Origin of the sequence: Nocardiopsis sp. NPDC006832 (genome assembly GCF_040635885.1) — a bacterium.
Classification (GTDB): Bacteria; Actinomycetota; Actinomycetes; order Streptosporangiales; family Streptosporangiaceae; genus Nocardiopsis.
In genome coordinates, this window is the sequence record NZ_JBEYLC010000079.1 from 1 (window position 1) to 25,439 (window position 25,439).

General features: G+C 69.6%; 17 protein-coding genes and 3 tRNA genes. 13 read left to right on the forward strand and 7 right to left on the reverse strand.

Annotated elements, in window-relative coordinates:
* From ppdK to ABZ717_RS25600, 3 genes are all read left to right on the forward strand, one after another.
* On the forward strand, positions 1–2,401 hold a 2,401-nt coding region (gene ppdK, locus ABZ717_RS25590; protein WP_358514838.1), incomplete at its 5' end, for a pyruvate, phosphate dikinase.
* A 276-nt stretch (positions 2,402–2,677) separates the two neighbouring features.
* A complete protein-coding gene (locus ABZ717_RS25595; protein WP_358514841.1) occupies positions 2,678–3,682 on the forward strand; it encodes a YdcF family protein in 1,005 nt (334 codons plus the stop codon).
* 23 nt (positions 3,683–3,705) lie between these two features.
* Positions 3,706–4,956, forward strand: a complete 1,251-nt coding sequence (locus ABZ717_RS25600; RefSeq protein ID WP_358514844.1) for a deoxyguanosinetriphosphate triphosphohydrolase — start codon at positions 3,706–3,708, stop codon at positions 4,954–4,956.
* Positions 4,957–4,976: 20 nt separating this feature from the next.
* Here the strand turns inward: ABZ717_RS25600 and ABZ717_RS25605 are convergent, their stop codons facing one another.
* Positions 4,977–6,545: a VWA domain-containing protein gene (locus tag ABZ717_RS25605; RefSeq protein WP_358514882.1), complete on the reverse strand. Its 1,569-nt coding sequence runs from the start codon at positions 6,543–6,545 to the stop codon at positions 4,977–4,979.
* A gap of 29 nt (positions 6,546–6,574) precedes the next feature.
* Complete coding sequence (locus tag ABZ717_RS25610) at positions 6,575–7,744, reverse strand: hypothetical protein (RefSeq protein ID WP_358514847.1); 1,170 nt, start codon at positions 7,742–7,744, stop codon at positions 6,575–6,577.
* Positions 7,745–7,892: 148 nt separating this feature from the next.
* Here ABZ717_RS25610 and dnaG point away from each other — a divergent pair, with 148 nt between their 5' ends.
* From dnaG to ABZ717_RS25630, 4 genes are all read left to right on the forward strand, one after another.
* Entirely contained in the window at positions 7,893–9,767 is a 1,875-nt protein-coding gene (gene dnaG / locus ABZ717_RS25615) for a DNA primase (RefSeq protein ID WP_358514850.1), read from the forward strand.
* Between the two features lie 59 nt (positions 9,768–9,826).
* Positions 9,827–10,957 carry an RNA polymerase sigma factor RpoD gene (rpoD, locus tag ABZ717_RS25620; protein WP_358514853.1) on the forward strand — a complete coding sequence of 377 codons (1,131 nt, stop codon included), beginning with the start codon at positions 9,827–9,829 and terminating at the stop codon, positions 10,955–10,957.
* Between the two features lie 116 nt (positions 10,958–11,073).
* A complete protein-coding gene (locus tag ABZ717_RS25625) occupies positions 11,074–12,399 on the forward strand; it encodes a glycoside hydrolase family 18 protein (protein ID WP_358514856.1) in 1,326 nt (441 codons plus the stop codon).
* 75 nt (positions 12,400–12,474) lie between these two features.
* Positions 12,475–15,387: an FAD-binding and (Fe-S)-binding domain-containing protein gene (locus ABZ717_RS25630; protein WP_358514859.1), complete on the forward strand. Its 2,913-nt coding sequence runs from the start codon at positions 12,475–12,477 to the stop codon at positions 15,385–15,387.
* Positions 15,388–15,397: 10 nt separating this feature from the next.
* On the opposite strand, the gene ABZ717_RS25635 is transcribed toward ABZ717_RS25630, so the two are convergent.
* Together ABZ717_RS25635 and ABZ717_RS25640 are read right to left on the reverse strand one after the other, a co-directional pair.
* Positions 15,398–15,940: a hypothetical protein gene (locus ABZ717_RS25635; protein ID WP_358514862.1), complete on the reverse strand. Its 543-nt coding sequence runs from the start codon at positions 15,938–15,940 to the stop codon at positions 15,398–15,400.
* 2 nt (positions 15,941–15,942) lie between these two features.
* Positions 15,943–16,275 carry a hypothetical protein gene (locus ABZ717_RS25640; RefSeq protein ID WP_358514864.1) on the reverse strand — a complete coding sequence of 111 codons (333 nt, stop codon included), beginning with the start codon at positions 16,273–16,275 and terminating at the stop codon, positions 15,943–15,945.
* 161 nt (positions 16,276–16,436) lie between these two features.
* On the opposite strand from ABZ717_RS25640, the gene ABZ717_RS25645 reads away from it, so the two are divergent.
* Both ABZ717_RS25645 and ABZ717_RS25650 read left to right on the forward strand, forming a co-directional pair.
* Positions 16,437–16,509 (forward strand) — tRNA-Asn (locus ABZ717_RS25645).
* Positions 16,510–16,568: 59 nt separating this feature from the next.
* Positions 16,569–16,641: transfer RNA gene (locus ABZ717_RS25650), tRNA-Asn, on the forward strand.
* Between the two features lie 125 nt (positions 16,642–16,766).
* On the opposite strand, the gene ABZ717_RS25655 is transcribed toward ABZ717_RS25650, so the two are convergent.
* Positions 16,767–17,654, reverse strand: coding sequence for an SAM-dependent methyltransferase (locus tag ABZ717_RS25655; protein ID WP_358514867.1), 888 nt, complete (start codon positions 17,652–17,654; stop codon positions 16,767–16,769).
* Between the two features lie 533 nt (positions 17,655–18,187).
* Here ABZ717_RS25655 and ABZ717_RS25660 point away from each other — a divergent pair.
* Both ABZ717_RS25660 and ABZ717_RS25665 read left to right on the forward strand, forming a co-directional pair.
* Complete coding sequence (locus ABZ717_RS25660; protein WP_358514870.1) at positions 18,188–18,892, forward strand: dihydrofolate reductase family protein; 705 nt, start codon at positions 18,188–18,190, stop codon at positions 18,890–18,892.
* The gene (locus ABZ717_RS25665) at positions 18,889–19,374 is read left to right on the forward strand and encodes a dCMP deaminase (RefSeq protein WP_358514873.1); all 486 of its coding nucleotides are present in this window, start codon (positions 18,889–18,891) and stop codon (positions 19,372–19,374) included. Before ABZ717_RS25660 ends, ABZ717_RS25665 begins: the two co-directional genes overlap by 4 nt.
* Positions 19,375–19,383: 9 nt before the next feature.
* Here the strand turns inward: ABZ717_RS25665 and ABZ717_RS25670 are convergent, their stop codons facing one another.
* Both ABZ717_RS25670 and ABZ717_RS25675 read right to left on the reverse strand, forming a co-directional pair.
* Positions 19,384–21,879: a DUF3516 domain-containing protein gene (locus ABZ717_RS25670; protein ID WP_358514884.1), complete on the reverse strand. Its 2,496-nt coding sequence runs from the start codon at positions 21,877–21,879 to the stop codon at positions 19,384–19,386.
* 119 nt (positions 21,880–21,998) lie between these two features.
* Positions 21,999–22,991, reverse strand: a complete 993-nt coding sequence (locus ABZ717_RS25675) for a malate dehydrogenase (protein ID WP_358514876.1) — start codon at positions 22,989–22,991, stop codon at positions 21,999–22,001.
* A gap of 262 nt (positions 22,992–23,253) precedes the next feature.
* Here ABZ717_RS25675 and ABZ717_RS25680 point away from each other — a divergent pair.
* Together ABZ717_RS25680 and ABZ717_RS25685 are read left to right on the forward strand one after the other, a co-directional pair.
* A tRNA-Ile gene (locus tag ABZ717_RS25680) sits at positions 23,254–23,327 on the forward strand.
* 521 nt (positions 23,328–23,848) lie between these two features.
* A partial coding sequence (locus ABZ717_RS25685) for a GDSL-type esterase/lipase family protein (RefSeq protein ID WP_358514879.1) occupies positions 23,849–25,439 on the forward strand: 1,591 nt, incomplete at its 3' end.

Here is a 25,439-nt window from a genome sequence, read left to right on the forward strand (position 1 = left end):
GCCCGGCATGATGGAGACCGTCCTCAACATCGGCCTCAACGACGAGTCCGTCGTCGGACTGGCCATCCAGGGCGGCGACGAGCGCTTCGCCTGGGACTCCTACCGTCGCCTGATCCAGATGTTCGGCAAGACCGTCCTGGACATCGATGGCGAGCTCTTCGAGGCCGCCATCGACGAACTCAAGGCCGAGAAGGGCGTCACCGACGACCTCGATCTGGACGCCGCCGACTTCCGCCGACTCGTCGAACGGTTCAAGGAGGTCGTCGCAGACCAGACCGGGAAGCCCTTCCCGACCGACCCGCGCGAGCAGATGGCCCTGGCCGTCAAAGCCGTCTTCGAGTCCTGGAACGCGCCCCGCGCCGTCCTCTACCGTCGCCGGGAACGCATCCCCGCCGACCTCGGAACCGCCGTCAACGTCTGCTCCATGGTCTTCGGCAACCTCGGCATGGACTCGGGCACCGGAGTGGCCTTCACCCGCGATCCCGCCACCGGGCGACCCGGCGTCTACGGCGACTACCTGCGCAACGCCCAGGGCGAGGACGTGGTGGCGGGCATCCGCAACACCGTGCCCCTCTCCGACCTGCAGAACATCGACGCCCACGGCTACGAAGAGCTCATGGGCATCATGGACAAGCTTGAGAACCACTACCGCGACCTGTGCGACATCGAGTTCACCATCGAGCGCGGCAAGCTCTGGATGCTCCAGACCCGGGTGGGCAAGCGCACCGCCGCCGCGGCCTTCCGCATCGCCGACCAGCTCCTCGACCAGGGCATGATCACCCTCGAAGAGGCCGTCCAGAGGGTCACCGGCGACCAGCTCGCCCAGCTGATGTTCCCCCGCTTCGACGAGGAGGTCGCCGTGGGCGACGACTTCCACCTCCTGGGTCGCGGCATGAACGCCTCTCCCGGCGCGGCCGTCGGCAAGGCCGTCTTCGACTCCTACACCGCCGTCAAGTGGTCGCGCAGCGGCGAGAAGGTCATCCTGTGCCGCCGTGAGACCAACCCCGACGACCTCGAAGGCATGATCGCCGCCGAGGGCATCCTCACCAGCAGGGGCGGCAAGACCTCGCACGCCGCCGTCGTGGCCCGCGGCATGGGCAAGACCTGCGTCTGCGGCGCCGAGGAGATCGACATCGACACCAAGAACCGGCGCATGACCGCGCCCGGCGGAGGGGTGATCGAGGAGGGCGACGTCATCTCCATCGACGGCACCAGCGGCCGGGTCTACCTCGGCGAGGTACCCGTCGTGGACTCCCCGGTGGTCCGCTACTTCGAGGGCGAGATCGACCCCGCCTCCGACCAGGCCGACGACCTCGTGCGTTCGGTCGACCGGATGATGCACTACGTCGACGCCGCCCGCCGCATGTACGTGCGCGCCAACGCCGACACCCCCGAGGACGCCGCCCGTGCCCGCCGCATGGGTGCACAGGGCATCGGACTGTGCCGCACCGAGCACATGTTCCTCGGCGACCGTCGTCAGTCGGTGGAGCGCCTCATCCTCGCCGACACCCCGGAGGAACAGCGAGAGTCCCTGGAAACCCTGCTGCCCCTGCAACGCCAGGACTTCAACGGCATCCTCGAAGCCATGGACGGCCTGCCCGTCACCGTGCGCCTGCTCGACCCGCCGCTGCACGAATTCCTGCCCGACATCACCGAGCTGTCGGTGCGCGTGGCCGTGGCGGAGGCCCGCGGCGAGAGCCACGAGAACGACCTGCGCGTCCTACAGGCCGTGCACAAGCTGCACGAGCAGAACCCGATGCTGGGCCTGCGCGGCGTGCGCCTGGGCCTGGTCGTGCCCGGCCTGTTCACCATGCAGGTGCGCGCCATCGCCCAGGCCGCCGTCGATCGGATCCGTGAGGGCGGGCGGCCCCGACCGGAGATCATGATCCCGCTGGTGGGCACCGTCCAGGAGCTGGAGATCATCCGCGACGACGCCCTACGGGTGCTGCGCGAGGTCGGCGAGGAGAACGGGATGGAACTCGACTTCCCCGTCGGCACCATGATCGAACTGCCGCGGGCGGCGCTCACCGCGGGTCAGATCGCGCAGAACGCGGCGTTCTTCTCCTTCGGCACCAACGACCTCACACAGACCGTGTGGGGGTTCTCCCGCGACGACGTCGAGGCGTCGTTCTTCTCCGCCTACCTGGAGAAGGGTGTGTTCGGGGTCTCGCCGTTCGAGTCCCTGGACGTGGACGGGGTGGGCCGGCTCATCCGCATAGCCGTCGAGGAGGGGCGAGCCGCCCGTCCGGGCATCAAGTTGGGCGTGTGCGGTGAGCACGGCGGCGACCCCGCCTCGGTGCACTTCTTCCACGAGGCCGGGCTCGACTACGTGTCCTGCTCGCCGTTCCGGGTCCCCGTGGCCCGCCTGGAGGCCGGTCGCGCCGCCGGGCGTGCCCACTGACCGTGCTCCGGATCACCGCCCGTGGTGACGCCTGTTCGGAGGCGTCCCCACGGGCCGTTTCGTGAATAGACTCGGCGTGCGGGGCCGCCTCGCGCGAACCGGTTTCGTGATCTCCTCGTGATATATTCTGGCGGCCGTGACGGTCTCCCCGCCGACGTCTCCGGCACCCCCACACCTTCCTCACCACGTTCACGTGGGGTTCGCGAACCAGCGCGGGGTGGGGGCCGTCCCAGTCGGGGACAGGTATCCCGGTGACGATTGTGTGGAGGTGAGCCGGTGCGAATGGTCGGCGACGATCGCGGTGACGAGGCGTGGAACGGTTCCACGTCCGGCTCGACCGACGACGAGGCCACTCGGGTCTTCTCCCGCGATGATCTCGCCTCCTCCGGTGAGGCCACCAGAGCCTTCACCCGTGCCCAGGACACCGAGCCCACCCAGGAGTTCGGGCGGGCCGAGCCGCCGTCCGACGGGCCCGCGGCGGGCGAACCGGACAAGTTCACCCGCAAGTTCGTGCGGGAACGGCCCGGATCCCGGCCCCGGCCCCGGACCCGTGAGGAGCGCCCGCCGGCCCCGCCTCCCGAGCCCTACGACGATGGGCCCTACGACGACGGGCCCTTGGACGAGGACCCCGAGCCCCGGCCCCGGCCCCGGCGGCGCAAGCGTCGCCGCTTCCGGTTGGGCCGGATCATCACCCTGATCCTTCTCGTCGCCCTGGCGATCCCACCCGCGACCTGGGGTTGGGTCTGGTACACGGCGCGACAGGACGACCGCGAGGCCTCCGACGCGATCATCGTGCTCGGGGCCAGCCAGTACAACGGTGTGCCCTCGCCCGTCTTCGAGGCGAGACTGCGCCAGGCCCAGGTCCTCTACCTGGACGGGGTCGCCCCCGTCATCGTCACCGTCGGCGGCAAACAGCCCGACGACAACTTCACCGAGGCCGCAGCCGGACGGAACTGGCTGGTGGACGTCGGAGTGCCCGCCGACCACGTCGTCGCGGTCGAGGAGGGAAGCGACACCCTCCAGAGCTTCCAGGCGGTCTCGGAGGTGTACGAGGCCAACGAGTGGGAGACCGCCATCCTCGTCTCCGACCCCTGGCACAGCCTGCGCTCCAAGGTGATGGCCTCCGACTTCGGCATCGAGGCGGGAACCTCGCCCTCGCGTTCGGGACCCGCCGTCATCGAACGCCGCACCCAACTCTGGTACATCACCAGGGAGACCGCTTCCCTTTGGTACTACTGGATCTTCAATGACAGCAGCGAACTCCGCGTCAACGCCGCCTGACCTCGGCGAGTAGGGTCACGAACATGACGACCACCCCGGGAGAGGCCACCGATCGCGGCTACACCGCCGACGACACCGAACGCTTCGCCCTCGAATCCCGCAAGAGCCGAAGACGTGGTCCGTTCGAACGCGACCGGGCCCGTGTCCTGCACAGTTCCGCGCTGCGCCGGCTCTCGGCCAAGACCCAGGTGGTACAGCCCGGGGTCAGCGACTTTCCGCGTACCCGACTCACCCACTCCCTGGAGTGCGCCCAGATCGGCCGGGAGCTCGGACAGGCGTTGGGCTGTGACCCCGACCTGGTCGAGGCCGCCTGCCTGTCCCACGACCTCGGACATCCGCCCTTCGGGCACAACGGCGAACGCGCCCTCGACGAGGCCGCCGCGGTCTGCGGCGGGTTCGAGGGCAACGCCCAGAGCCTGCGCCTGCTCATGCGACTGGAGGGCAAGGTCGTTGACCCCGACGGCCGCAGCGCCGGACTGAACCTCACCCGCGCCACCCTCGACGCCACGGTCAAGTACCCCTGGCGAAGAGGGGAGGGCGGCGACACCCACAAGTTCAACTGCTACCCCGACGACGTCGAGGTGTTCACCTGGTTGCGCAAGGGCGCGCCGACCGGTCGGACCTGCTTCGAGGCCCAGGTCATGGACTGGGCGGACGACGTGGCCTACTCGGTGCACGACGTCGAGGACGCCATGCACGCCGGGATGGTGCGCATGACGGCCCTGCGCGACCCGGCCGAACGCGCCGAGGTGGTGCGCATCGCCGGTGCCCACTACTGCGACGCCGACGCCGCCGAACTGGAGGACGCCTACCTCTCCCTGCTCGCCGAGCCGATCTGGCCCCGCGAGTTCACCGGCGACCTCGCCTCCCTGGCCGGGCTCAAGAACCTCACCAGCGAACTCATCGGCCGGTTCTGCCACGCCGCCGAACTGGCCACCCGCGAGGCCTACGGTCCCGGCGCGCTCACCCGCTACGGTGCCGACCTCATCGTGCCCCGCCGCACCCTCCTGGAGTGCGCCCTGCTCAAGGCCATGGCCGCGCACTTCGTGATGGACCGCGCGGAGGCGCGCCGCTATCAGATCGAGGAACGCCGCGTCCTCACCGAGTTGGTCGACGTGCTCTGGCATGGTGCCCCCGGGGCCCTCGAACCCCTGTTCCGGGCCCCGTACGAGACCGCGCCCGACGACGCCGCCGCGCTGCGCGTGATCATCGACCAGGTCTCCACGCTCACCGACACCTCGGCCTCGGCCCTGCACAGGCGGCTCCTGGGCTGAGCCCGGAGCCGCCGGCCCGGTCACTGGTAGCCGCGGATCTCCCGGAAGACCTCTTCCAGTTCCATCTCCCGCGCGTCGAAGACCCGACCGCCGGTCTCCGACGACAATCGCTCCATCTGCGCCGCGTCGGCGTCGCCGAACAACACGGTGAACACCGGGGCCGCCGCCACGTGCGAGGGCGCCTCCGCCAACGAACCCAGCAGTTCGTCCAGGTCCCTGCCCTGGTTGACCTCACCGTCGGTCATCAACACCACCGACAGCAGGTGGGAGTCCTCACCGGCCTCCTCCAACAGGTCGTAGGCGCGTCCCACCGCGTCGTAGGCCGCCGTCTCACCGTCGGCCTCCAGCGCGGCGACCTCCTCGGCCAGCTCCGCGCGCACCCCTTCCGAACCGTCCGGTTCCAGGACGAAGGTGAGCGGCTCCCCCGGTTCGTCGGAGAACGGCAACAGCGTGACCTCCTCCCGTTCCTGGAAGGTCTGACCACGCGAGGACAACGGGCCCTCGTCCGTGCCGGTCAACGCGGTCAGCGACGTACGCAGGTCGTCGATCCGCTCTCCGTCCATCGACCCGGACACGTCCAGCACGTACACGGTGCGCGCCGGGCGGCGCAGTTCGGCGAAGTACGCCGCCACCAGGTCGTCGACCACGTCCTGGCGGGCGGGGAACGGCAGCTCCACCACCGGTGGGAGGTCCCGGCCGGCGGCCTCGGCGGTGACCGGACGACGGAACGTGGTCTCGGCGATCTCGGTCTGGACCTCCTCCGAGGTCAGGTCGGCCACGACCCGCTCGTAGGCGTCCACCAGCTCCTGCGAGGCACCGGACAACAGGGTCAGCGGGTAGTCGGCGGTGACCACCCCGTCCTGCGGGTACACCAGGGCCAGGTCGTCCCCGGCCAGGTCGGAGCCGCGCGAGAGCAGTACCGACTCGTAGTTGAGCACCCCGTCCAGGGTGGGACCCTGCGCCCCGGCGTCGCCGGCCTGCCGCAGCACGAACTCGTCCATCAACCACCCGGAGGAACCGGCGGTGAGCCCCTGACCGGAGAAGAACGCCTCCAGACGGTCCTCGACGCCGGCCACGTCCTCGCTCTCCAGGGCCGCGCCGGTGTCCGCCATCGCCGAGGCCGCCCCGACCAGCGCGGAGAACCCGGAGTTGGACGCGGCCGGGCTGGACATCCCGTAGGTCAACCCCTCCCGTTCGACCGCGAGGGCGATGTCCTCCCAGGTCAGGTCGGGGACGGTCCCGTCCGTCACGGTCCAACCGAACGCCTCGGCCCGTGACTCCAGCACCCCCATCACCACGGGGGAGAGCATCATCGAGGTCTCGGTATGGATCGTGGAACGCCCCCCGTCGACCAGGTGCAGGTAGCGGTTGGAGGGGAACCACACCGCGTCGAACCCGTCGGCCCGACCCGCCGCGATCCGCTCGGTTCCGTCCAGGGTCCCGGAGTACTCCAGCTCCAGGCTCACCCCGGTGCGTTGCGCCGACGCCTCCAGCAGCGGCTCCATGTCGGCCAGTTCGCTGCCGGCCAGCACCCGCAGTGTCGCGTCCTCGGCCTCAGGCGCGCACGCGCCCGCGGTCAGCAGGGTCACCGCGACGGCCGCCGCCCCCCATGCCCTCCTCACGACCGACCACCCCCGGAACGGCTCGAAGCCGCTTCCTCCTCCACCGCGGGGCCGGCCCCAGTGTCCTCGTAGGCCGTCTCGACGCCGTTCAACAGGGCCTCCAGGGCATCGTGCGCGGGGGAGTGCACCACGTCACCGACACGTGGCCGCACGGGCAGCCCGTGTTCCTCCACCAGGTCGCCGAAGTGTTCGGTGTCGTCGGTGCGGTAACCGTGTTCGGTGATCAGTTCCCGCAGTTCGGGGTCCTTGGTCAGCAACCGTCCGACCTCGTCGCCGTTCTCGCCGAACGGGACGATCGTGTGGGTGGAGAACACCGTCGGCTCCGGGTACATCAGCACGGTGTCCTCCGGTAACGCGGGGCCGCGCACCGCCGCGTGCACGTACTGTGATTCGTAGGCCCACAGCAGCGGGGTGTGCCCCGGGCCCAGGTCTCGGAACTGTTCGAAGGGCTGCTGGGAGGACTCCGGTGGTTGCCCCTGGGACAGGAACAACCGGGACAGTGTCTCGACGAGCTCCTCGTCCTGCGCGCCGGGCGAGACGACCTCCTCGCCGTTGAGCAGGTAGGACAGCACCACCACGTGCATCGCGGCCGAGTTCGAGGTGCGCGGATCGGTGGTGCGGGCCAGGACCTCGTTGCGGTTGCCCGCGCTCACCGAGTCGCCCGGGAGGTCCCGCCAGCGGGTGCGCTCCTCGGTCAGCTCCAGGTAGGCGGACATGTCGAACGACCAGGCACCGTCCTCGGCCTCGCGCGCCACACCGAACTCCCGCAACGCCTCCGCCATGGGCGCGTAGGTCAGCATCACCATGGGGGTGCTGAAGGGGCGGTGCTCGGTGTCCACCCCGTGCAGTTCGCGCACGTGCTCGGAGGCGATGGTGGACCCGGGGGAGACGAAGTCGGACCGATCGGCCTCCTCGGCCATCAGCCGCGAGCCTCGCGGGCGAACCCGGACGTCGTACCCGAGTTCGGCGAACCGCTCCCGGACCCGCTCGTCCTCGAACAGGTCCACCTTCTCCGAACCCACGACCCCCTCGACCACCACCGGGGAACCCCCGAAGCGGTCGACCACCACGAATCCGAGCGTGGCGACCAGGATCACGACCAGGGCCCCGCCCACGAGAACGATCCACCTTCGGACACGGTCGGACCTGGACTGCGGATCCGGCAAGGGGGCCTCCCGGGGGAAGAGAAGGGACATCCCCAGCATGTCCGCCGGATCCGGCGGGGGACCGAATCCCAGGTGACACCGCGGTTGCGCCCGGACGAACCCGGAAGGTGTGGCCGGACCGCCTCGGGAGCGAACTAGGCTGAAAACCGTGGCAGGACGGATCAAAGACGAAGACATCGCACTCGTACGCGAGCGCACCCCCATCGCCGACGTCATCGGCGAGTACCTCCAGCTGCGCAACGCCGGAGGCGGTTCCCTCAAGGGACTGTGCCCCTTCCACGACGAGAAGTCGCCCTCCTTCAACGTCACCCCGTCGAAGAACCTCTACTACTGCTTCGGCTGTAACGAGGGCGGGGACGTCATCTCGTTCGTGCAGAAGATCGACAGCCTCAGCTTCGTTGAGGCGGTCGAGACGCTCGCTCGCCAGACCGGCATCACGCTGCGCTACGAGGAGGGTGGGCGCAGCACACCCAGGCGGGACGAGGGCAAACGCCAACGGTTGCTCGACGCGCACAAGGCCGCCGCGGACTTCTACGCCGAACAACTCCTGACCCCGGCCGCGGTGACCGCGAGACAGTTCCTCGACGAGCGCGGGTTCAACCGGGCGCACGCCGAACAGTTCGGGCTGGGTTTCGCCCCGGCGGGCTGGCAGAACCTCGTGGACCACCTGCGTCGGAAGGGTTTCACCGACGCCGAGGTCATCGAGGGCGGCCTGGCGAGCCAGGGGCGGCGAGGCGCCTACGACCGCTTCCGCAACCGGCTGCTGTGGCCGGTCCGTGAGGTCACCGGCGAGGTGGTCGGCTTCGGCGCGCGCAAGCTGGACCCGAGCGAGGACGGCCCCAAGTACCTCAACTCGCCCGAGAGCCCCATCTTCCACAAGGGGCGCCTTCTGTACGGGTTGGACCTGGCCAAACGGGAGATCTCCCGCAAGGGCGAGGCGGTCATCGTCGAGGGTTACACCGACGTCATGGCCTGTCACGAAGCCGGGGTGACCACCGCGGTCGCCACCTGCGGAACCTCCTTCGGTGAGGACCACCTCAAGATCCTGCGCCGCATGCTGTTGGGCCGCTCCAACCAGGGCGGCCGGGTCGTGTTCACCTTCGACGGGGACAAGGCCGGACAGAAGGCGGCCGTGCGCGCGTTCGCCGAGGAGCACGGGTTCACCTCGGAGACCTTCGTGGCCGTCCAACCCGACGGTCTCGACCCCTGTGACCTGCGACTCCAGCAAGGCCCTCAGGCCGTGGCCGACCTGGTCGACGGCGCCAGCCCGCTGTACGAGTTCATGATCCGCACCATCGTCGAGGGCTACGACCTGACCAACGCCGAGGGCCGCATCGCCGCCTTGGACGCGGCCGCGCCCGTGGTCGCCAGCATCCGGGACGAGGGTGTGCGCCTCACCTACGGCAAGAACCTGGACCGCTGGCTCGGGCTGATGGACGAGGCCTTCGTGCTGCGCCGGGTCCGCCAGCACATGGGCCGAGGCCGTGGACGCGCCGCCGTCCCGGCCCCCGTCACGCCCACCCCGGACGCCCGGGAGGCACCCTACGACCTGAGCGACCCGTCGGTGCAGCGCGAACGCCAGGCGCTCAAACTCGCGATCCAGCAACCGCACCTGGCCGTGGGCTTCGACGCCCTGGGGGAGGAGGACTTCACCGTCCCCCAGCACCAGGCGGTGCTACGGATCATCCGGGAGCGGGGCGGTGTGGCCGCCGCGGGAGACCCCCAGCACTGGCCGATCGTTCTGCGCGAGGCGGCGCCCAACGATCTCCAACGCGATTTCGTCACGCGCCTCGGTGTAGAGGAGATCAAGTTCTATGGAGAACTCGACGAACATTCCTCCCGAGTAATGCTGAGCACAATCAAGACTCATTCCATCAATCGGCGCGAGGCAAACCTCAAATCCGAGTTGCACCGTATCGATCAGGCGGCTCAGCCGGAGGAGTTCAACCGGGTGTTCGCCGAACTCATGCGGCTCGGCCAGCAAAAACGCGCACTGCGAGAGTCGGGGATCGAGGGTATGTAGCACGGGGGTGACAATAATGGTTCTCCCCATTTCGCTAGCATTGTGGGCACAATGTACGGGTGGCTCCCACGGTTGTGTCCCAGGAAATACCCTCCATTCGTCAGGTCGTCCCACTTCTCCCCGACTCGGGTCGGGGAACGGTCAGTCGTGGGGAGGTCGCCTCCGCGCTGGAACGTCTGGACGCGCCACCCGACTCCCTTGACCGGACGATCTCCGCCCTGTCCCGCGCCGGGGTGGACGTGGCCGAACCGGAGGAGGTGCCCATCGTCCTCGACCAGGGCCGCCGCTCCGGCTCGGACCTGGTCCGGATGTACCTGCGGGAGATCGGCCGGGTACCCCTGCTCACCGCGCGGGACGAGGTCGACCTGGCCAAGGCGATCGAGGCGGGGCTGTACGCCGGGCGCAGGGACCCCGAGGAGGACTTCTGCACGGCGGAGGAACTCGCCGAACTGATCGAGGAGGGTCGCCGGGCCAAACGGCGCCTCATCGAATCGAACCTGCGCCTGGTGGTGTCGATCGCCAAGCGCTACATGGGGCGCGGCCTGATGTTCCTGGACCTGATCCAGGAGGGCAACCTGGGGCTCATCCGCGCCGTGGAGAAGTTCGACTACGGCAAGGGCTTCAAGTTCTCCACCTACGCCACCTGGTGGATCCGCCAGGCCATCACCCGCGCCATCGCCGACCAGGCGCGCACCATCCGCATCCCCGTGCACATGGTGGAGACCATCAACAAGATCATCCGGGTCCAGCACCGGTTGCACCAGCAACTGGGCCGTGAACCCAGCCTCGCCGAGATCTCCGCCGCGGCGGGCTTCGGCGGGGAGCGCGTCCTGGAGATCCAGCGCATCGCCCGCGAACCGGTCTCCCTACAGGCCCCCATCGGCGAGGAGGAGTCCGACTTCGGCGACTTCATCGAGGACTCCGACGCCGTCATACCGGTGGAGGCGGCCGCCTTCAGCCTGCTCCAGGAGCGGTTGCGGGTGATCCTGGGCGACCTGTCCGAACGTGAACGCCGCATCATCCGACTGAGGTTCGGGCTGGTCGACGGTCGTCCACGCACCCTGGAGCAGGTCGGCCGGGAGTTCGGGGTGACCCGGGAACGCATCCGGCAGATCGAGGCCAAGACCCTCGCCAAACTCCGCCACCCCTCGCGGGCCGGCACCCTGAAGGACTTCCTGCGCGGCGGTTGATCGCCGTACAACGTCCGGGGGCCGCCCACGGTTCCCCAACGTCCGGGAACGGCCTCATGTGGCCGACATGGGACGAACCACCGCCCCCACCGGGCTCCTGCCCCTACGGTCGTGGTGTGAACGCCCTGCCGACACCCTCCAGGCCCCGACCGTCCCCCGGACGGCGTCCGCTGCTGGTGGTGGGAGCGGCCGTCGTCGCCGTCGTACTCATCGTGGGGACCATCGTGCTCCTGAACAAGCGGCCGCTCGAACGCATCGGCTACTTCGCCGACTGGAACGTGGCCAACCGCGGATTCACCATCGAACGGCTCAGGCAGAGCGGGGCCCCCGAACACCTGACGCGGCTGATGTGGGCCTTCGGCGACATCGACCCCGAGGGCCTGTGCCACATCCCCGAGGATGACCACGACCAGCCCTGGGAGCTGTACCAGCGTCGCTACGACGCCGACGAGAGCGTCAACGGGGAGGCCGACGAGTACGAGCAGGAACTGGCCGGCAGCCTCAACCAACTCCGGCAACTGCGCGCCCTGCGTCCTGACCTGGGCGCGAGCCTGTCCCTGGGCGGGTGGAACTGGTCGGTGCATTTCTCCACCGCCGCCCGCACCGAGGAGTCCCGAGAGGCCTTCGTGTCCTCCTGCCTCGATCTGTGGCTGCGCGGGAACCTGCCGGTGCGCGGGGACGAACCCCAGGGCGGGGACGGGGCCGCGGCGGGTGTCTTCGACGGCATCGACCTGGACTGGGAATGGCCGGGCGGCCAGGGCAACGCCTCCAATGTCGAACACCCCGACGACCCGGCCAACTTCACCCTCCTGCTGGCCGAGTTCCGCCGCCAGATGGACGAACTCTCCGCCGAGACCGGCCAGGAGTACGTCCTGTCGGCGTCCCTGCCCGGCGGGGCCTCCCACAGCGAGGCCTACGAAGCGGAGATCTTCGACCACGTCGACTTCGCCACCGTGCAGGGCTACGACTTCTCCGGTCCCTGGAGCGAGAGCACCGCCCACCACTCCAACCTCTACGTCCCCGACTACGACGACGAGGCCAACAGCGTCGACCAGGCCGTCCGCCGCTACCTGGACCTGGGCGCCGACCCCGGTCGGTTGGTGATGGGGGTTCCGGCGTTCGGGCGCGGCTGGCAGGGCGTGCCCGCGGACGAGGGTGGCCGCGGCCAGACCGCGCAGGGACCGGCGGACGACGACTACGACGGCCCGACCCGCGCGTTCGGCGAGCTGGAGGAGGCGGAGGGACGCCGCTTCCTCGACGAGGAGGCCGGCGCCTACTGGGTCTACGACGGCGACGAGTGGTGGACCTACGACAACCCCGACGTGATCGCCCTCAAGGGCGAGTACGTGCGGGAGGAGGGTCTGGCCGGGATGATGGTCTGGAACCTCGACATGGACACCGACGGTGACCTGGTGCGCGCCATGGACGAGTCTTTGGAATGATCCGCTCCGAGGCGGTGAACGGGTGGTCGCGCGGCGTGGTTGCCAGGACGACGTGCCTCACGCCACGCTGATCCCATGGCCGACCCGAGCAGCACCACCGCACGCCCCGATCTCGCCGCCCTGCGCAGGGACCTGGAGGACTCCGTCCAGGGGACCGTGGCCCTGGACGCGGGAACCCTCGCCCTGTACACCTCCGACGCCTCCAACTACCGCCGTGTCCCCCTGGCCGTGGTCATCCCCGAGACGGTCGAGGACTGCGTGGCCGCGGTCCGCGCCTGCGCCGCGCACGGGGTGCCGGTGATCCCGCGCGGGGGAGGCACCTCCATCGCCGGGAACGCCATCGGCACCGGCGTGGTCATCGACACCTCACGCCATCTGCGGCGCGTCGTCGAGGTCGACCCCGCCTCGCGTACCGCCACCGTCGAACCCGGGGTGATCCTCGACGACCTGCGGGCCGCGACCGCCGAACACGGCCTGACCTTCGCCCCCGACCCCTCCACGCACAGCCGCTGCACCATCGGCGGCATGGTCGGCAACAACGCCTGCGGCTCGCACTCGGTGGCCTGGGGCACCACGGCCGACAACATCGTCGCCCTGGACGTGCTGCTGTCCGACGGCACCCGGATGACCGTCGGCTCCGGGCACACCGCCGAGGAGTTCGCCGCCCTGGCCGAACGCCCCGGCCGTGAGGGCGAGATCCACGCCGCCCTGGCCCGCCTGGTGGAGACCCATCGCGCCGAACTGCGCACCGCCATGCCCGAGTTCCGCCGCCGCGTCTCCGGCTACGGACTGGACCGGCTGCTGCCGGAGAAGGGACGCGACGTGGCCGCGGCGCTGGTCGGCACCGAGGGCACCTGCGTGATGGTCCTGGGCGCCACCGTCCGCCTGGTGGAGTCACCGCCCGCCCGGGCCCTGGCCGTCCTGGGGTACGACGACGCGCCGTCGGCCGCCGACGCCGTTCCCGCCCTGCTGGAACACTCCCCGCTCACGGTGGAGGGCATCAACGACCGCATGGTCGCGGCCCTGGACCGGCAGGGATCGAGTTCCCGGGTTCCGTTGCCGTTGGGCGGGGCGTGGCTGCTGGTGGAGATCGCCGGGAAGGACCCCCGGGACGCGGCCGAGACCGCCGAGGCGATGATCGCCTCGTTGGAGAACGACAGCCGACCCCGGGACGCGTCCGTGGTGGTCTCCTCCGTCCACCAGAAGGCGCTGTGGCGCATCCGGGAGGAGGGCGCCGGGCTCACCTCCCGCACCCCCACCGGTGCCGAGGCATGGTCGGGATGGGAGGACGCCGCGGTGCCCCCGGAGAACCTGGGCGACTACCTGCGCGACTTCGACGCCCTCATGGCCCGGCACGAGCGCTACGGGCTGGTCTACGGGCACTTCGGTGACGGCTGCCTGCACGTGCGCATCGACTTCGAGCTCACCCACGAACGGGGACGGCGGGAATACCGGGCGTTCATGGAGGAGGCCGCCGAGATCGTCGTCCGCCACGGCGGCTCCCTGTCCGGGGAACACGGTGACGGTCAGGCCCGTTCGGAGCTGCTCTCGCGCATGTACCCGCGCGGCGTCATCGACGCCTTCGCCGAGTTCCGGCGGATCTGGGATCCGCGGGGACTGATGAATCCCGGCATCATCGTCGACCCGCTGCCCCTGGACGCCGACGTGCGCGTGGCCACCGATCTGCGTCCCGAACTGCCGCTGATCTCCCAGACCACGCTCGCCTACACCGAGGACGACGGGGACTTCGTCAAGGCGCTGCGCCGCTGCTCGGGCGTGGGCAAGTGCCGCAGGCAGAGCGGACCCGGGGTGATGTGCCCCAGCTACCAGGTCACCCAGGAGGAGAAGCACTCCACGCGCGGGCGCGCCCACCTGCTGTTCGAGATGGCCAACGGCGAGGTGATCACCGACGGGTGGCGGTCCGAGGAGGTGCGCGAGTCCCTGGACCTGTGCCTGTCCTGCAAGGGCTGTCTGAGCGACTGCCCGGTCAACGTGGACATGGCCTCCTACAAGGCCGAGTTCCTGCACCAGCACTACCGGGGCCGGGTACGGCCGGCCGCGCACTACTCGATGGGCTGGCTGCCGGTGCTGGCCCGTCTGGCGTCGCTGGCGCCGGCCGAGACCAACCGGCTGGCGCGGCTACCGGGGGTGTCGTCCCTGGCGAAGAAGGCCGCCGGGGTGGCCGTCCAACGCGACCTCCCGGCGTTCGCGCGCACCACCTTCACCCGGGCCTTCAAACGGCGCCTGAACCGCGGGGAGGGACGCCAGGGCGGTCCCAAGGTGGTGTTGTGGCCGGACACCTTCGGGAACCTGCTCAACCCGGGGGTGCTGACGAGCGCGGTCCGGGTCCTGGAGGACGCCGGGTTCTCGGTGGTGCTGCCCAAGGGACAGGTGTGCTGCGGGCTGACCTGGGTGTCCACCGGACAGTTGGACGTGGCCAGGGCCGTGATGCGCCGGGCGGTGTCGGCCCTGGCGCCCCTGGTCTCCCAGGGGCTGCCGGTAGTGGGCCTGGAGCCCAGTTGCACGGCGGCGCTCAAGCACGACCTGGTGGAGCTGTTGCCGGGGGAGGAGAGCCGCCGGGTGGCGAACGCGGTGCACACCTTCGCGGGCTTCCTCAACGAGTACGCCCCGGACTGGACCCCGCCGAGGGTGGACGCCTCGGCGTTGGCGCAGGTGCACTGCCACCAACACGCGGTGGTCGGGTTCGACGCCGACCGGGAGCTCATCGCCCGCGCCGGCATCGACGGCGAGGTCCTGGACTCGGGCTGCTGCGGCCTGGCCGGCGACTTCGGGTTCACCGAGGGGCACTACGAGGTCTCCAGCGCCATCGGTGAACGCGAACTCCTACCGCGCGTGCGCGAGGCCGAGCGGGACACCCTGGTGCTGGCCGACGGGTACAGCTGCCGCACCCAGATCGAACAGGGGACCGGCCGCCGGGCCCTGCACCTGGCCGAGGTCCTCGCCCGGGCGCTCGGTGAGTCGAACTAGTGCCGCGGCACTAGACGCCCATCTGCTCGCGGATCAGGGCCAGGGCCCGGGAGACGGCGTCGGCGAGACGCGGGTCGTTCGGGTCCAGGCCCTCGCCCAGATGCACCCGCCAGTCGATCTCGTCGCCGAGTGGGGCGCGCCTGGCGACCAGACGGAAACCCTCGGTGGAGTCGGGGGAGGGGAACGGGACGAAGCGGTTGACCAGGATGCTGGAGGTGACCCGCTCGGCGACGGTCTCGGCCATCCGTCGGTAGTCGACGACGCCGCCGGTCAGCTCGGTGCGCAACCGTACGGTGCGCTCACCGTGTCCCTCCTCGATGAACCTCAGCTCCTCGGGGCCCCACTTGGCCTGATCGATGTCCTGCCAACGGACGGCGTGGCCGTCGGGCAGGTACAGGGAGCGGGTGGAGGCCACCAGAACCGGTGGCCGTCCCTCGGGAGAGGGCCCGGCCCCGGCCGGAGCGGCGACGGGCGCGTGCGCGAGCACACGTTCGCCGCGCCCCAACCGGGAACGGATCTGGGCGGGTACGTCGTCCCGTCCGAACCACGCCATGTTCACAGGTCCCGGTCGGGTCCGGTGCGGGGCTCGGGCGCGGTCCCGTTGACGGTGCCGGCCTCCCAATCGAGCAGTTCGGACTCTTCCTCGGTGGGGCGGGACAGGAAGTCCCGCACGGAGGTGATGGGCATCTTGTCCACGGCCTTGTCGTAGACGGCGCGGCCGGCGTTGCTCGCCTGCGCGCCGACGAGCCCGGCGACCTCCTGCACGAGCGGACTGTCGGCCACCTTGCGCGCGGTGCGGGTGAGCTGCTCGTAGCGGGCCCTGCCCGCCTTGGCGCCCAGGACGTAGCCGATGGCCAGTCCGGCGACGAATGTGATCCGGTAGCGCATGGGTCCCTCTTTACAGCCTTGGTGACGGTCGGAGTGGTCCGTGACCGACGTTACCGCCTCGTGGTTCCCACCACACGGGCCGACACCGGTCACGAGCACTCCGGGAGCGCGCTAGTCTAGTGATGTCGCCGAGGCCCACAGGGCCCCGGGAAAAGGCGCGATCCCGCGTAGCTCAATCGGCAGAGCAGCCGGCTGTTAACCGGCAGGTTACTGGTTCGAGTCCAGTCGCGGGAGCTGTGGACAAGGGGTTCGCGTCCCTTTCACGGGAGCGTTGGGCTTGTACCCGAACGCGATCCCGCGTAGCTCAATCGGCAGAGCAGCCGGCTGTTAACCGGCAGGTTACTGGTTCGAGTCCAGTCGCGGGAGCGGTGAGCGAGGCCCGTCGGAGGAATCCGGCGGGCCTTCGTCGTGCGCGGGGTGGACGCGAACAGACGCGGCCCCGCCCGCTGCCGGTCCTCCAGGGCTCCAACGCGGGTACGGGGATGTCGCGGTCAGATGCGGCCCATACCGCCGATGATCAGTCGACGGTTGCGGTGCGGCATCTGGTAGCTGCCCGGGACCGGGGGAGCCACCGGCATGGTGCGCCATTTCTGGGCCTGGAGCAGGCCGGGCGGAACCGATTCCCACCCGTCGAAGAACGCGGTGATCTGCTCCTCGGTGCGCCAGTGGCCGTGACCGAGTCGCTGTAGGAACAGTTGTTCCAGTTGTTCGGCGCGACGTGCGTCCTTGGGGTGCCGCACGGGGTCGGGGCGGCAGTAGTGGCTGAGGACCATGTGGCTGCCGGGGGCGAGGGCGTCGCGCAGGGTGGCGATGTTGCGGGCGGCGTCCTCCGCGTTCGGGGTATGCGAGACGGCACCGGTGAGCAGGAGGCCGACCGGTCGTTCCAGGTTCAGGAAGCGGCTGCTCTCGGGGTCGTGCAGCAGCCGCGCGGGGTTCTCCAGGCCGGCGGGCACGGCGGTGGTCGTGCGGCCGTCGCGGGTCAGGGCGCGATGGTGGGTGAGGACGATCGGGTCGGATGTGGCGTAGACGACGCGGGCCTCTGGAGAGACCTCCTGAGCGATCTGGTGAGGATCACCCGGCGCCGGTAGACCCGCCCCCACGTGGAGGAACTGGGTGATGCCCAGATCGGTGGCCATGTGCCGGACGGCGCGCTGCTGGAAGGCGCGTTCCCCCAGAACGAGGTCGACGAAGCCGGGCGCGACCTGGTCGGCCTGGGCGGCGAACTCCCGGTCCACCTCGAAGTGGTCCTTGCCCTTGAGGTGGAAGGAGTGCAGCCGGCTGATGGCGGCCCTGGTCAGGTTGACGGGCGGCGGGGGTTTCGCCCGGACGTGATTTTCCCCCGCCTGCCTCAGGAAATCGGGGGAGGTGAAACGAGACATCGCCGTCCTCTTGTTCTGAGGTGGGGAAGTGTGGTCGACTCCCAGGATTGTATTCGGAGTTCGCCTGGTTGTTAACCGAGTCCAGGATACATGTGGTAAAAAACGTCGCCCGAGGTCGACCTCGAAGAGACTGGTCCTGTGGGTAAGGTTCGGCCTGGGGTCCCTTGTGTTTTTATGCCTAATGTCCATTATGCGAGGAATGGGCTCGGGGCGTGTGCGCGGGGAGCGCGGGCCACCGTGGGGATCCGAGGTGCCGAGCGCCCCGGGCACTCGGTCGCGAACGGTCTCCAGCGGTCGACCACGGGAGTCGATGGAGGTAACGGGCATGGTGAAAATACTCCGCCACCCTAAAGGAATGGTCCCGCTCAATTAGCGGAACCGTCCACTGCCAGCGAGAATCCACTACCGAAGGGCCCGACCGTATTCGTTCGACGTGGTTCCGAATCCCTCATGAAATGTACGACGCCGGGAAGGGAACGCGCCGTGCCGGTGCACTCGCCCGGCTCCGCTCCGGGTCCGGCTAGCCTGAGCGCATGGACCGTCCCTACACCATCCTGAGCTGCGCGATGTCGGTCGACGGGCGCATCGACGACAGTGGACCCGAACGACTTCGGCTGTCCAACGAGGCCGACTTCGCCGAGATCGACGAACTGCGCGCCGGATGCGACGCCATCCTCGTCGGCGCCGGCACCCTGCGGGCCGACAACCCGCGTCTCCTGGTCCGCTCGCCGGTGCTGCGCGAGCGCCGCCGCGAGCAGGGACGCACGGAGAACCTCCTCAAGGCCGTGGTCACCCGCGGTGGAGACCTCGACCCCAAGGCCCGGTTCTTCGCCACCGGTGACGCCGGCGCCGTGGTGTACACCGGGGGAGCGGGCGTGCGCACCGCCACCCGACTGCTCTCGGAGCTGCCCGAGACCCACCCGCCCGTGGACGTCGTCGACGCCGGTGACCCGCCCACCGTCGAGGGGATCCTCACCGACCTCGCCGATCGCGGGGTCGAACGTGTCCTGGTCGAGGGCGGCGGCCACATCCACACCCTCTTCCTCACCTCGGGGCTGGTCGACGAGTTGCGGCTGGCCGTCGCCCCGTTCTTCGTGGGGCAGGAGGACGCCCCGAGCTTCGTCCGGCCGGGCGCCTACCCCTACACCCCGCACACGCCGATGCGTCTGGTGGAGGCCCGTGCCCTGGGCGAGGTCGCCGTCCTGCGCTACTGCCTCGCCCCGGAGGAAGGACGATGACCATGGCACACACGATGCGCGGACCCGCCCCCGCGGAGGGCGACGCCGACACCCACTGGCTGGAACACACGATCACGCTGTCCCGATCCTGCCCTCCGTCGGACACCGCCTACTCCGTGGGCGCCGTGATCGTCACCGCCGACGGCCTGGTCCTGGGCCAGGGGTACTCCCGCCGCGACGACCCCCACGACCACGCCGAGGAGGTCGCCCTGCGCGGTGTGGACCACCACGACCCCCGGCTGGCCACGGCCACGATCTACAGTTCCCTGGAACCGTGCAGCGCCCGCGCCTCCCGGCCCCGAGCCTGCAGCGCCCTGATCCTGGACACCCCGATCCCGCGGGTGGTACTGGCCTGGCGCGAACCCGAGGTGTTCGTGGACTGCGACGGCGCCGAACGCCTGGCCGCGGCGGGCCGGGTCGTGGTGGAACGCCCCGACCTCGCCGCGCGGGTACGCGAGGTCAACGCGCACCTGCTCGATTGAACGCCTCGGTCACATCCGGTTCACGTCGGTGACGTGGACGACCGCCCGGCCCTCGGCGTCGGAGGCGGCCAGGTCGACCTCGGCGCTGATGCCCCAGTCGTGGTGCTCCTCGGGGTCGGCGAAGACCTGACGGATCCGCCACACGTCCTTCTCCTCCTCGATCTGGAGCATCTTCGGGCCGCGCGCGTCCGGGCCGATACCGATCTCGTCGTGCTCGGCGTAGTAGGCCTCCAAGGCCTCGGCCCACTCCTCGCCGTCCCATTCGTCGTCCTCGGACATCTTGCCGAGTTCGCCGTAGCGGCGGCGGGCGGCCAGCTCCACGCGGCGGAACATCTCGTTGCGCACCAGGACACGGAAGGCACGGGCGTTGGCGGTGACCGGGCGGACCTTCTCCTCGGCCTCCGCCTTGTCCTCGCCCTCGACCTCGTCCTCGGGGTTGGTGAGCTTCTCCCACTCGTCGAGGAGGCTGGAGTCGACCTGTCGGACCAGCTCGCCCAACCACTCGATGAGGTCGCGCAGTTCCTCGGTCTTGGCGTCGTCGGGCACAGTCTGGTTGAGGGCCTTGTAGGCGCCGGCCAGGTAACGCAGGACCAGCCCTTCGGAGCGGGCCAGCTCGTAGTGGCCCACGTACTCCACGAAGTTCATCGCGCGTTCGTACATGTCGCGGGCGATCGTCTTGGGCCGCAGCGGGTGGTCGCCCACCCACGGGTGGCCTCGCCGGTACACGTCGTAGGCGTGTTCGAGGAGCTCTTCCAGCGGCTTGGGGTAGTCGACGTCCTCCAGCAGCTCCATGCGCTCCTCGTACTCGATGCCGTCCATCTTCATCTGCTGGACGGCCTCGCCACGGGCCTTGTTGAGCTGCGCGCCGAGGATCTGCCGTGGGTCGTCCAGGGTGGACTCCACGATGGTGAGCACGTCGAGCGGGTAGGTGGTCGACTCCACGTCGAGCAGGTCCAGCGCCGCCAACGCGAACGTCGACAGCGGCTGGTTCAGCGCGAAGTCGGCCTGCAGGTCGACGGTGAGTCGGGCGGTGCGCCCCTGCTCGTCGGGTTCGGGCAGGGTTTCCACGATGCCGCCGTCCAACAGCGAACGGTAGATCGCGATGGCCTCGCCGATGTGCTTGCGCTGGGCCTTGCGGTCGTCGTGGTTCTCGGTGAGCAGGTGCTTCATCGCCGCGAAGCAGTTCCCGGGGCGGGCGATGATGCTCAACAGCATCGCGTTGCTCACCCGGAACCGGGAGTTGAGGGGTTCGGGCTCGGCCTCGATGAGCTTGTGGAAGGTCGCGTCATCCCAGGCGACGAAGCCCTCCGGGGCCTTCTTGCGCACGACCTTGCGGCGCTTCTTGGAGTCGTCACCAGCCTTGGCCAGGGCCTTCTCGTTCTCGATGACGTGTTCGGGCGCCTGGGCGACGACGTTGCCGACGGTGTCGAACCCGGCACGGCCGGCGCGTCCGGCGATCTGGTGGAACTCGCGGGCCCGAAGCCTGCGCACCCGCACCCCGTCGTACTTGCTCAGCGCGGTGAACAGCACGGTGCGGATGGGCACGTTCACGCCCACCCCCAGGGTGTCGGTGCCGCAGATGACCTTGAGCAGTCCGGCCTGGGCCAACCGTTCCACCAGGCGTCGGTACTTGGGCAGCATCCCGGCGTGGTGGACGCCGATGCCGTGCCGCACGTACCGGGACAGGTTGCGACCGAACTTGGTGGTGAAGCGGAAGTTGCCGATCTCCTCGGCGATCCTCGCCTTCTCCTCCTTGGTGCACATGTTGATGCTGGTCAACGATTGCGCGCGTTCCACGGCCTGCGCCTGGGTGAAGTGCACGATGTACACGGGGGCGTCGCCGCTGCCCAGGAGTTCCTCAAGGGTCTCGTGCAGCGGGGTGACCCGATAGTCGTAGTAGAGGGGCACGGGGCGCTCGGCGGAGGAGACCACGGAGGTGGACCTGCCCGTGCGCTTCTCCAGGTCCTCCTCGAAGCGGCTGACGTCACCGAGGGTGGCCGACATCAACACGAACTGGGTCTGCGGCATCTCCAACAGCGGCACCTGCCACGCCCACCCGCGATCGGGCTCGGCGTAGAAGTGGAACTCGTCCATGATGACGGTGTTGATGTCGGCGTTCTCGCCCTCGGCCAGGGCGATCTGGGCGAGGACCTCGGCCGTGCAGCACACGATGGGGGCATCCGCGTTGACGGAGGCGTCACCGGTCATCATGCCGACGTTCTCGGTGCCGAAGATCTCGCACAGGTCGAAGAACTTCTCCGACACGAGCGCTTTGATGGGCGCGGTGTAGAACGCGCACTCGTCCCGGGCCAGGGCGGCGAAGAGGGCACCGGTGGCGACCATGCTCTTGCCGGAACCGGTGGGGGTACTGAGGATGACGTTGGATCCGGAGACGACCTCGATCAAGGCCTCCTCCTGGTGCGGATAGAGGGTGAGACCCCGCTCCTCGGCCCACGAAGCGAAAGCCTCGAAGAGGGAATCGGGTTCAGGTTCGGCCGGAAGCACATCGATGAGACTCACGGTCTCTATACTGCCCGCTCTCGAACCCTCTTCGGGACAAAGGGGGAAGACGACGGCGGGCACCCCCTCATGGGAGGTGCCCGCCGTTCGTACTCGCGAAGGTCCTACTTGACCAGGCCGAGCTTGCGGACGGTGTCGCGCTCCTCGACGAGCTCCTGGACGGAGGCGTCGATGCGGCCGCGGGAGAACTCGTCGATCTCCAGGCCCTGAACGATCTCCCACGCGCCGTTCTTGGACACGACGGGGAAGGAGGAGATGATGCCCTCGGGCACACCGTAGGAGCCGTCGGACGGGATGGCCGCGGAGGTCCAGTCGCCCTCGGGGGTGCCGTTGACCCAGTCGTGGACGTGGTCGATGGCGGCGTTCGCGGCGGAGGCGGCGGAGGACGCTCCACGGGCCTCGATGATCGCGGCGCCGCGCTTGGCGACGGTCGGGATGAAGTCGTTCTCCAGCCACGACTGGTCGTTCACGGCCTGGGCGGCGTTGGAGCCGTTGACCTCGGCGTGGAACAGGTCCGGGTACTGGGTCGCGGAGTGGTTGCCCCAGATGGTGAGCTTCTTGATGTCGTTGATCGACACACCGAGCTTCTTGGCGAGCTGGGTGAGCGCGCGGTTGTGGTCCAGACGGGTCATCGCGGTGAAGCGCTCGGCGGGAACGTCCGGAGCGTGGTTCTGCGCGATGAGGGCGTTGGTGTTGGCGGGGTTGCCGACCACCAGGACGCGGACGTCGTCGGCGGCACCGGCGTTGATGGCCTCGCCCTGGGGCTTGAAGATGCCGCCGTTGGCCTCCAGGAGGTCACCGCGCTCCATGCCCTTGCCGCGGGGACGGGCGCCGACCAGCAGGCCGACGTTGGTGCCCTCGAAGGCCTTCTTGGCGTCGTCGAAGATGTCGATGCCCGCGAGCAGGGGGAAGGCGCAGTCGTCGAGCTCCATCGCGGTGCCCTCGGCGGCCTTGACCGCCTGGGGGATCTCAAGGAGACGCAGCTTCACCGGGGTGTCGGCGCCGAGCAGCTGACCGGAGGCGATCCGGAACAGCAGGGCGTAGCCGATCTGGCCGGCGGCGCCGGTGACGGTGACGTTGACGGGTGCTTTGGACATGCGTGAACTCTCCTGACGACGATGTGCGACCCGCGATGTTACCAACGGGTTCGAAGCGGTTCCGGCGCCGGGCCCAGGGGGTACGGCCTGGCGAGCACCGCACCAACCCACCCTAGACCGCCCGTCTCCCACGTCCGTGACCAAGGTCGGGTCAGTCGCCACGGGACGCATACCGGGTGGTCGTGCAACCTCTGCCGAGTAACGGATTCGGGCGCGGAAACGGCGGACGCATCCTGTTAGGATGACGTTTGCCAACGGCGGAGGGCCGGTAGCTCAGTTGGTTAGAGCAGGGGACTCATAATCCCTGGGTCGCGGGTTCGAGTCCTGCCCGGCCTACCCCTTCCTAACACGCAAAAAGCGCTGCCGGCCTGCGGATACAGGCCGGTGGCGCTTTTCTCGTTATCCGAGTGACTACGGATCGTTGCGGCGCGGACCGGGGCGCTTACTCCCGTGCCGTTCGGCCGTCGCTGTTCCCGGCTCTACCGAAACGGTCGCTCTGGGTGGGGTTGGGTAACTCTCTCGACTGCCGTGACCTTTGTCCGAATGGTTCTCCCGTTTATGCATATGGGGGATTTCTCGCACAAAGCAGAAAGACCGTTCGGAATCGAGGCATGTGGGTCCGTCCTCAGTGACCGGCGAGGGGCGGGCCGGTAGCCCGACCTCCCCTAAACTGGCGGCCGGCCCGAGGGGCCCGACGTGTCCCAGGTCTCGGCAACCAACGCCGGGATGAGTACGTCGGACGGGTCGAAGGACATGGTGCGACCGGGGGAAGGCGTGGAGTGGACGGAGGTCGATCGACACGAACGGGGTGGCGGCGGCCTCGACCCGTCCAGGCCCTGCGTTGGGTCGCGGTGGCCGTGGCGGGCGCGATCCTGTTGACCGGGATCGGCCCTGAGGACGCCTTCGAGGTGACCTATCGCTCCGTGCCGGAGTCCGAGCGCTCGGACGCCCTCCCGTTGGCCTCCCTGCTGGATCGCACCGGTGTCTCCGAGGACGGCGATGCCGACGGAGGCGATCTCGACGGCGCGGGCAACAGCCTGTCCGCGCGCACGCTCGAATCCGCCGGTTGGCTCCCCGGTGGAGAGGTCACCCTGCTGGACACCGAGCTGCGCCTGCCCGCCTACGGGGAGGGACGCCCCGACCACATGGTCGCCGAAGGTCAACGCCTCGCCCTGACCGACGTCCCCACCCGGATGGACTCGGTGACCTTCCTGGCCACCGGGACCCGCACCGACGGCACCGGGGCCGACGTTCGCGGTGTGGGCAGCGTGGTCTACACCGATGGTGAGGAGCACAAGTTCGACCTGGTCGTCCCGGAGTGGGTGGCCGGCCCCGCCGGAGACGCCGCCCTGACCCTTCCCTACGCGAACTTCTCGACCGGTTTCGGGCAGGACGCCATCGGTTCGGTGCGCCTATACGCGCGCTCGATCCCCCTGGACCCCGGCCGCGAGGTCGACCACGTGGTCATGCCCGAGGTCGCCGACCCCCGAGCGAACATGCACGTGTTCTCCGTGGGCGGACGCCCGGCGGGTCAGGAGTGGACCGGAACCTGGGCGCGCGCCACCTCCGGATACGCCGAGGTCGGTCCCTGGGAGGACCAGACCCTGCGCCTGGCGGTGCGCTCCACCACCGGCGGCCACAAGGTGCGCGTGCGGTTGGACAACACCTTCGCCGCGCGTCCGGTCACCATCGGGGCGGCGTCCATCGCCCTGCAGGGAGACGGCCCGGCCACGTACGGCGCGGCCGTCCCACTGACCTTCGACGGGGCGCCCGGTGCCGTCATCCCGGCCGGCGGTCGCCTGTTCAGCGACCCTGTGGAAGTACTGCTACCACCGCAGACCGAGGCCCTGGTCAGCATCCACCTGCCCGAACAGGTGCGGTCGGCGCCGATCCACTACGCGGCGGTGGACACCAACTACACCAGCCCCCCGGGCAGCGGAGACCAGACCCTGGACCGCTCGGGTGAGCCCTACACGGGCGAGGTGGACCAGTGGCCCTTCCTCACCGGGATCGAGGTGACGGACGGTCCGGGCTCGGTGGTGACCTTCGGGGACTCCATCACCGACGGCATCCGTTCGACCAGGGACGCCCACCGGCGCTGGCCGGACGTGCTCAGTCAGCGCCTGCACGCGAGCCGGGACCTGCCCGACCCGGGTGTGCTGAACCTGGGGGTGGCCGGCAACCGGGTCACGGCCGACGGCTACCCGGGTGAGGGCGTCTCGGTCTACGCCAACGGTGTGAGCATGTTGCACCGGGCCCAACGGGACGTGTTCTCGCAGAGCGGCGTGGGCACCGTGGTGGTGTTCGCGGGCATCAACGACCTGCGCTGGGGTGCCTCCTCCGAGGAGGTGATCGCGGGTCTGAACCGGCTGGCGCGGATGGGCAGGGACCACAACGTGCGGGTGTTCGTGTCGACGTTGGCGCCGTGCGCCGGATCGCCGCGTTGCA

Coding starts and splice junctions, on each gene's coding strand:
- ABZ717_RS25600 (WP_358514844.1), top strand. CDS start 3,706: ATGACGACCACCCCGGGAGAGGCCACCGATCGCGGCTACACCGCCGAC.
- ABZ717_RS25630 (WP_358514859.1), top strand. CDS start 12,475: ATGGCCGACCCGAGCAGCACCACCGCACGCCCCGATCTCGCCGCCCTG.
- ABZ717_RS25635 (WP_358514862.1), bottom strand. CDS start 15,940: ATGGCGTGGTTCGGACGGGACGACGTACCCGCCCAGATCCGTTCCCGG.
- ABZ717_RS25640 (WP_358514864.1), bottom strand. CDS start 16,275: ATGCGCTACCGGATCACATTCGTCGCCGGACTGGCCATCGGCTACGTC.
- ABZ717_RS25655 (WP_358514867.1), bottom strand. CDS start 17,654: ATGTCTCGTTTCACCTCCCCCGATTTCCTGAGGCAGGCGGGGGAAAAT.
- ABZ717_RS25660 (WP_358514870.1), top strand. CDS start 18,188: ATGGACCGTCCCTACACCATCCTGAGCTGCGCGATGTCGGTCGACGGG.
- ABZ717_RS25665 (WP_358514873.1), top strand. CDS start 18,889: ATGACCATGGCACACACGATGCGCGGACCCGCCCCCGCGGAGGGCGAC.
- ABZ717_RS25675 (WP_358514876.1), bottom strand. CDS start 22,991: ATGTCCAAAGCACCCGTCAACGTCACCGTCACCGGCGCCGCCGGCCAG.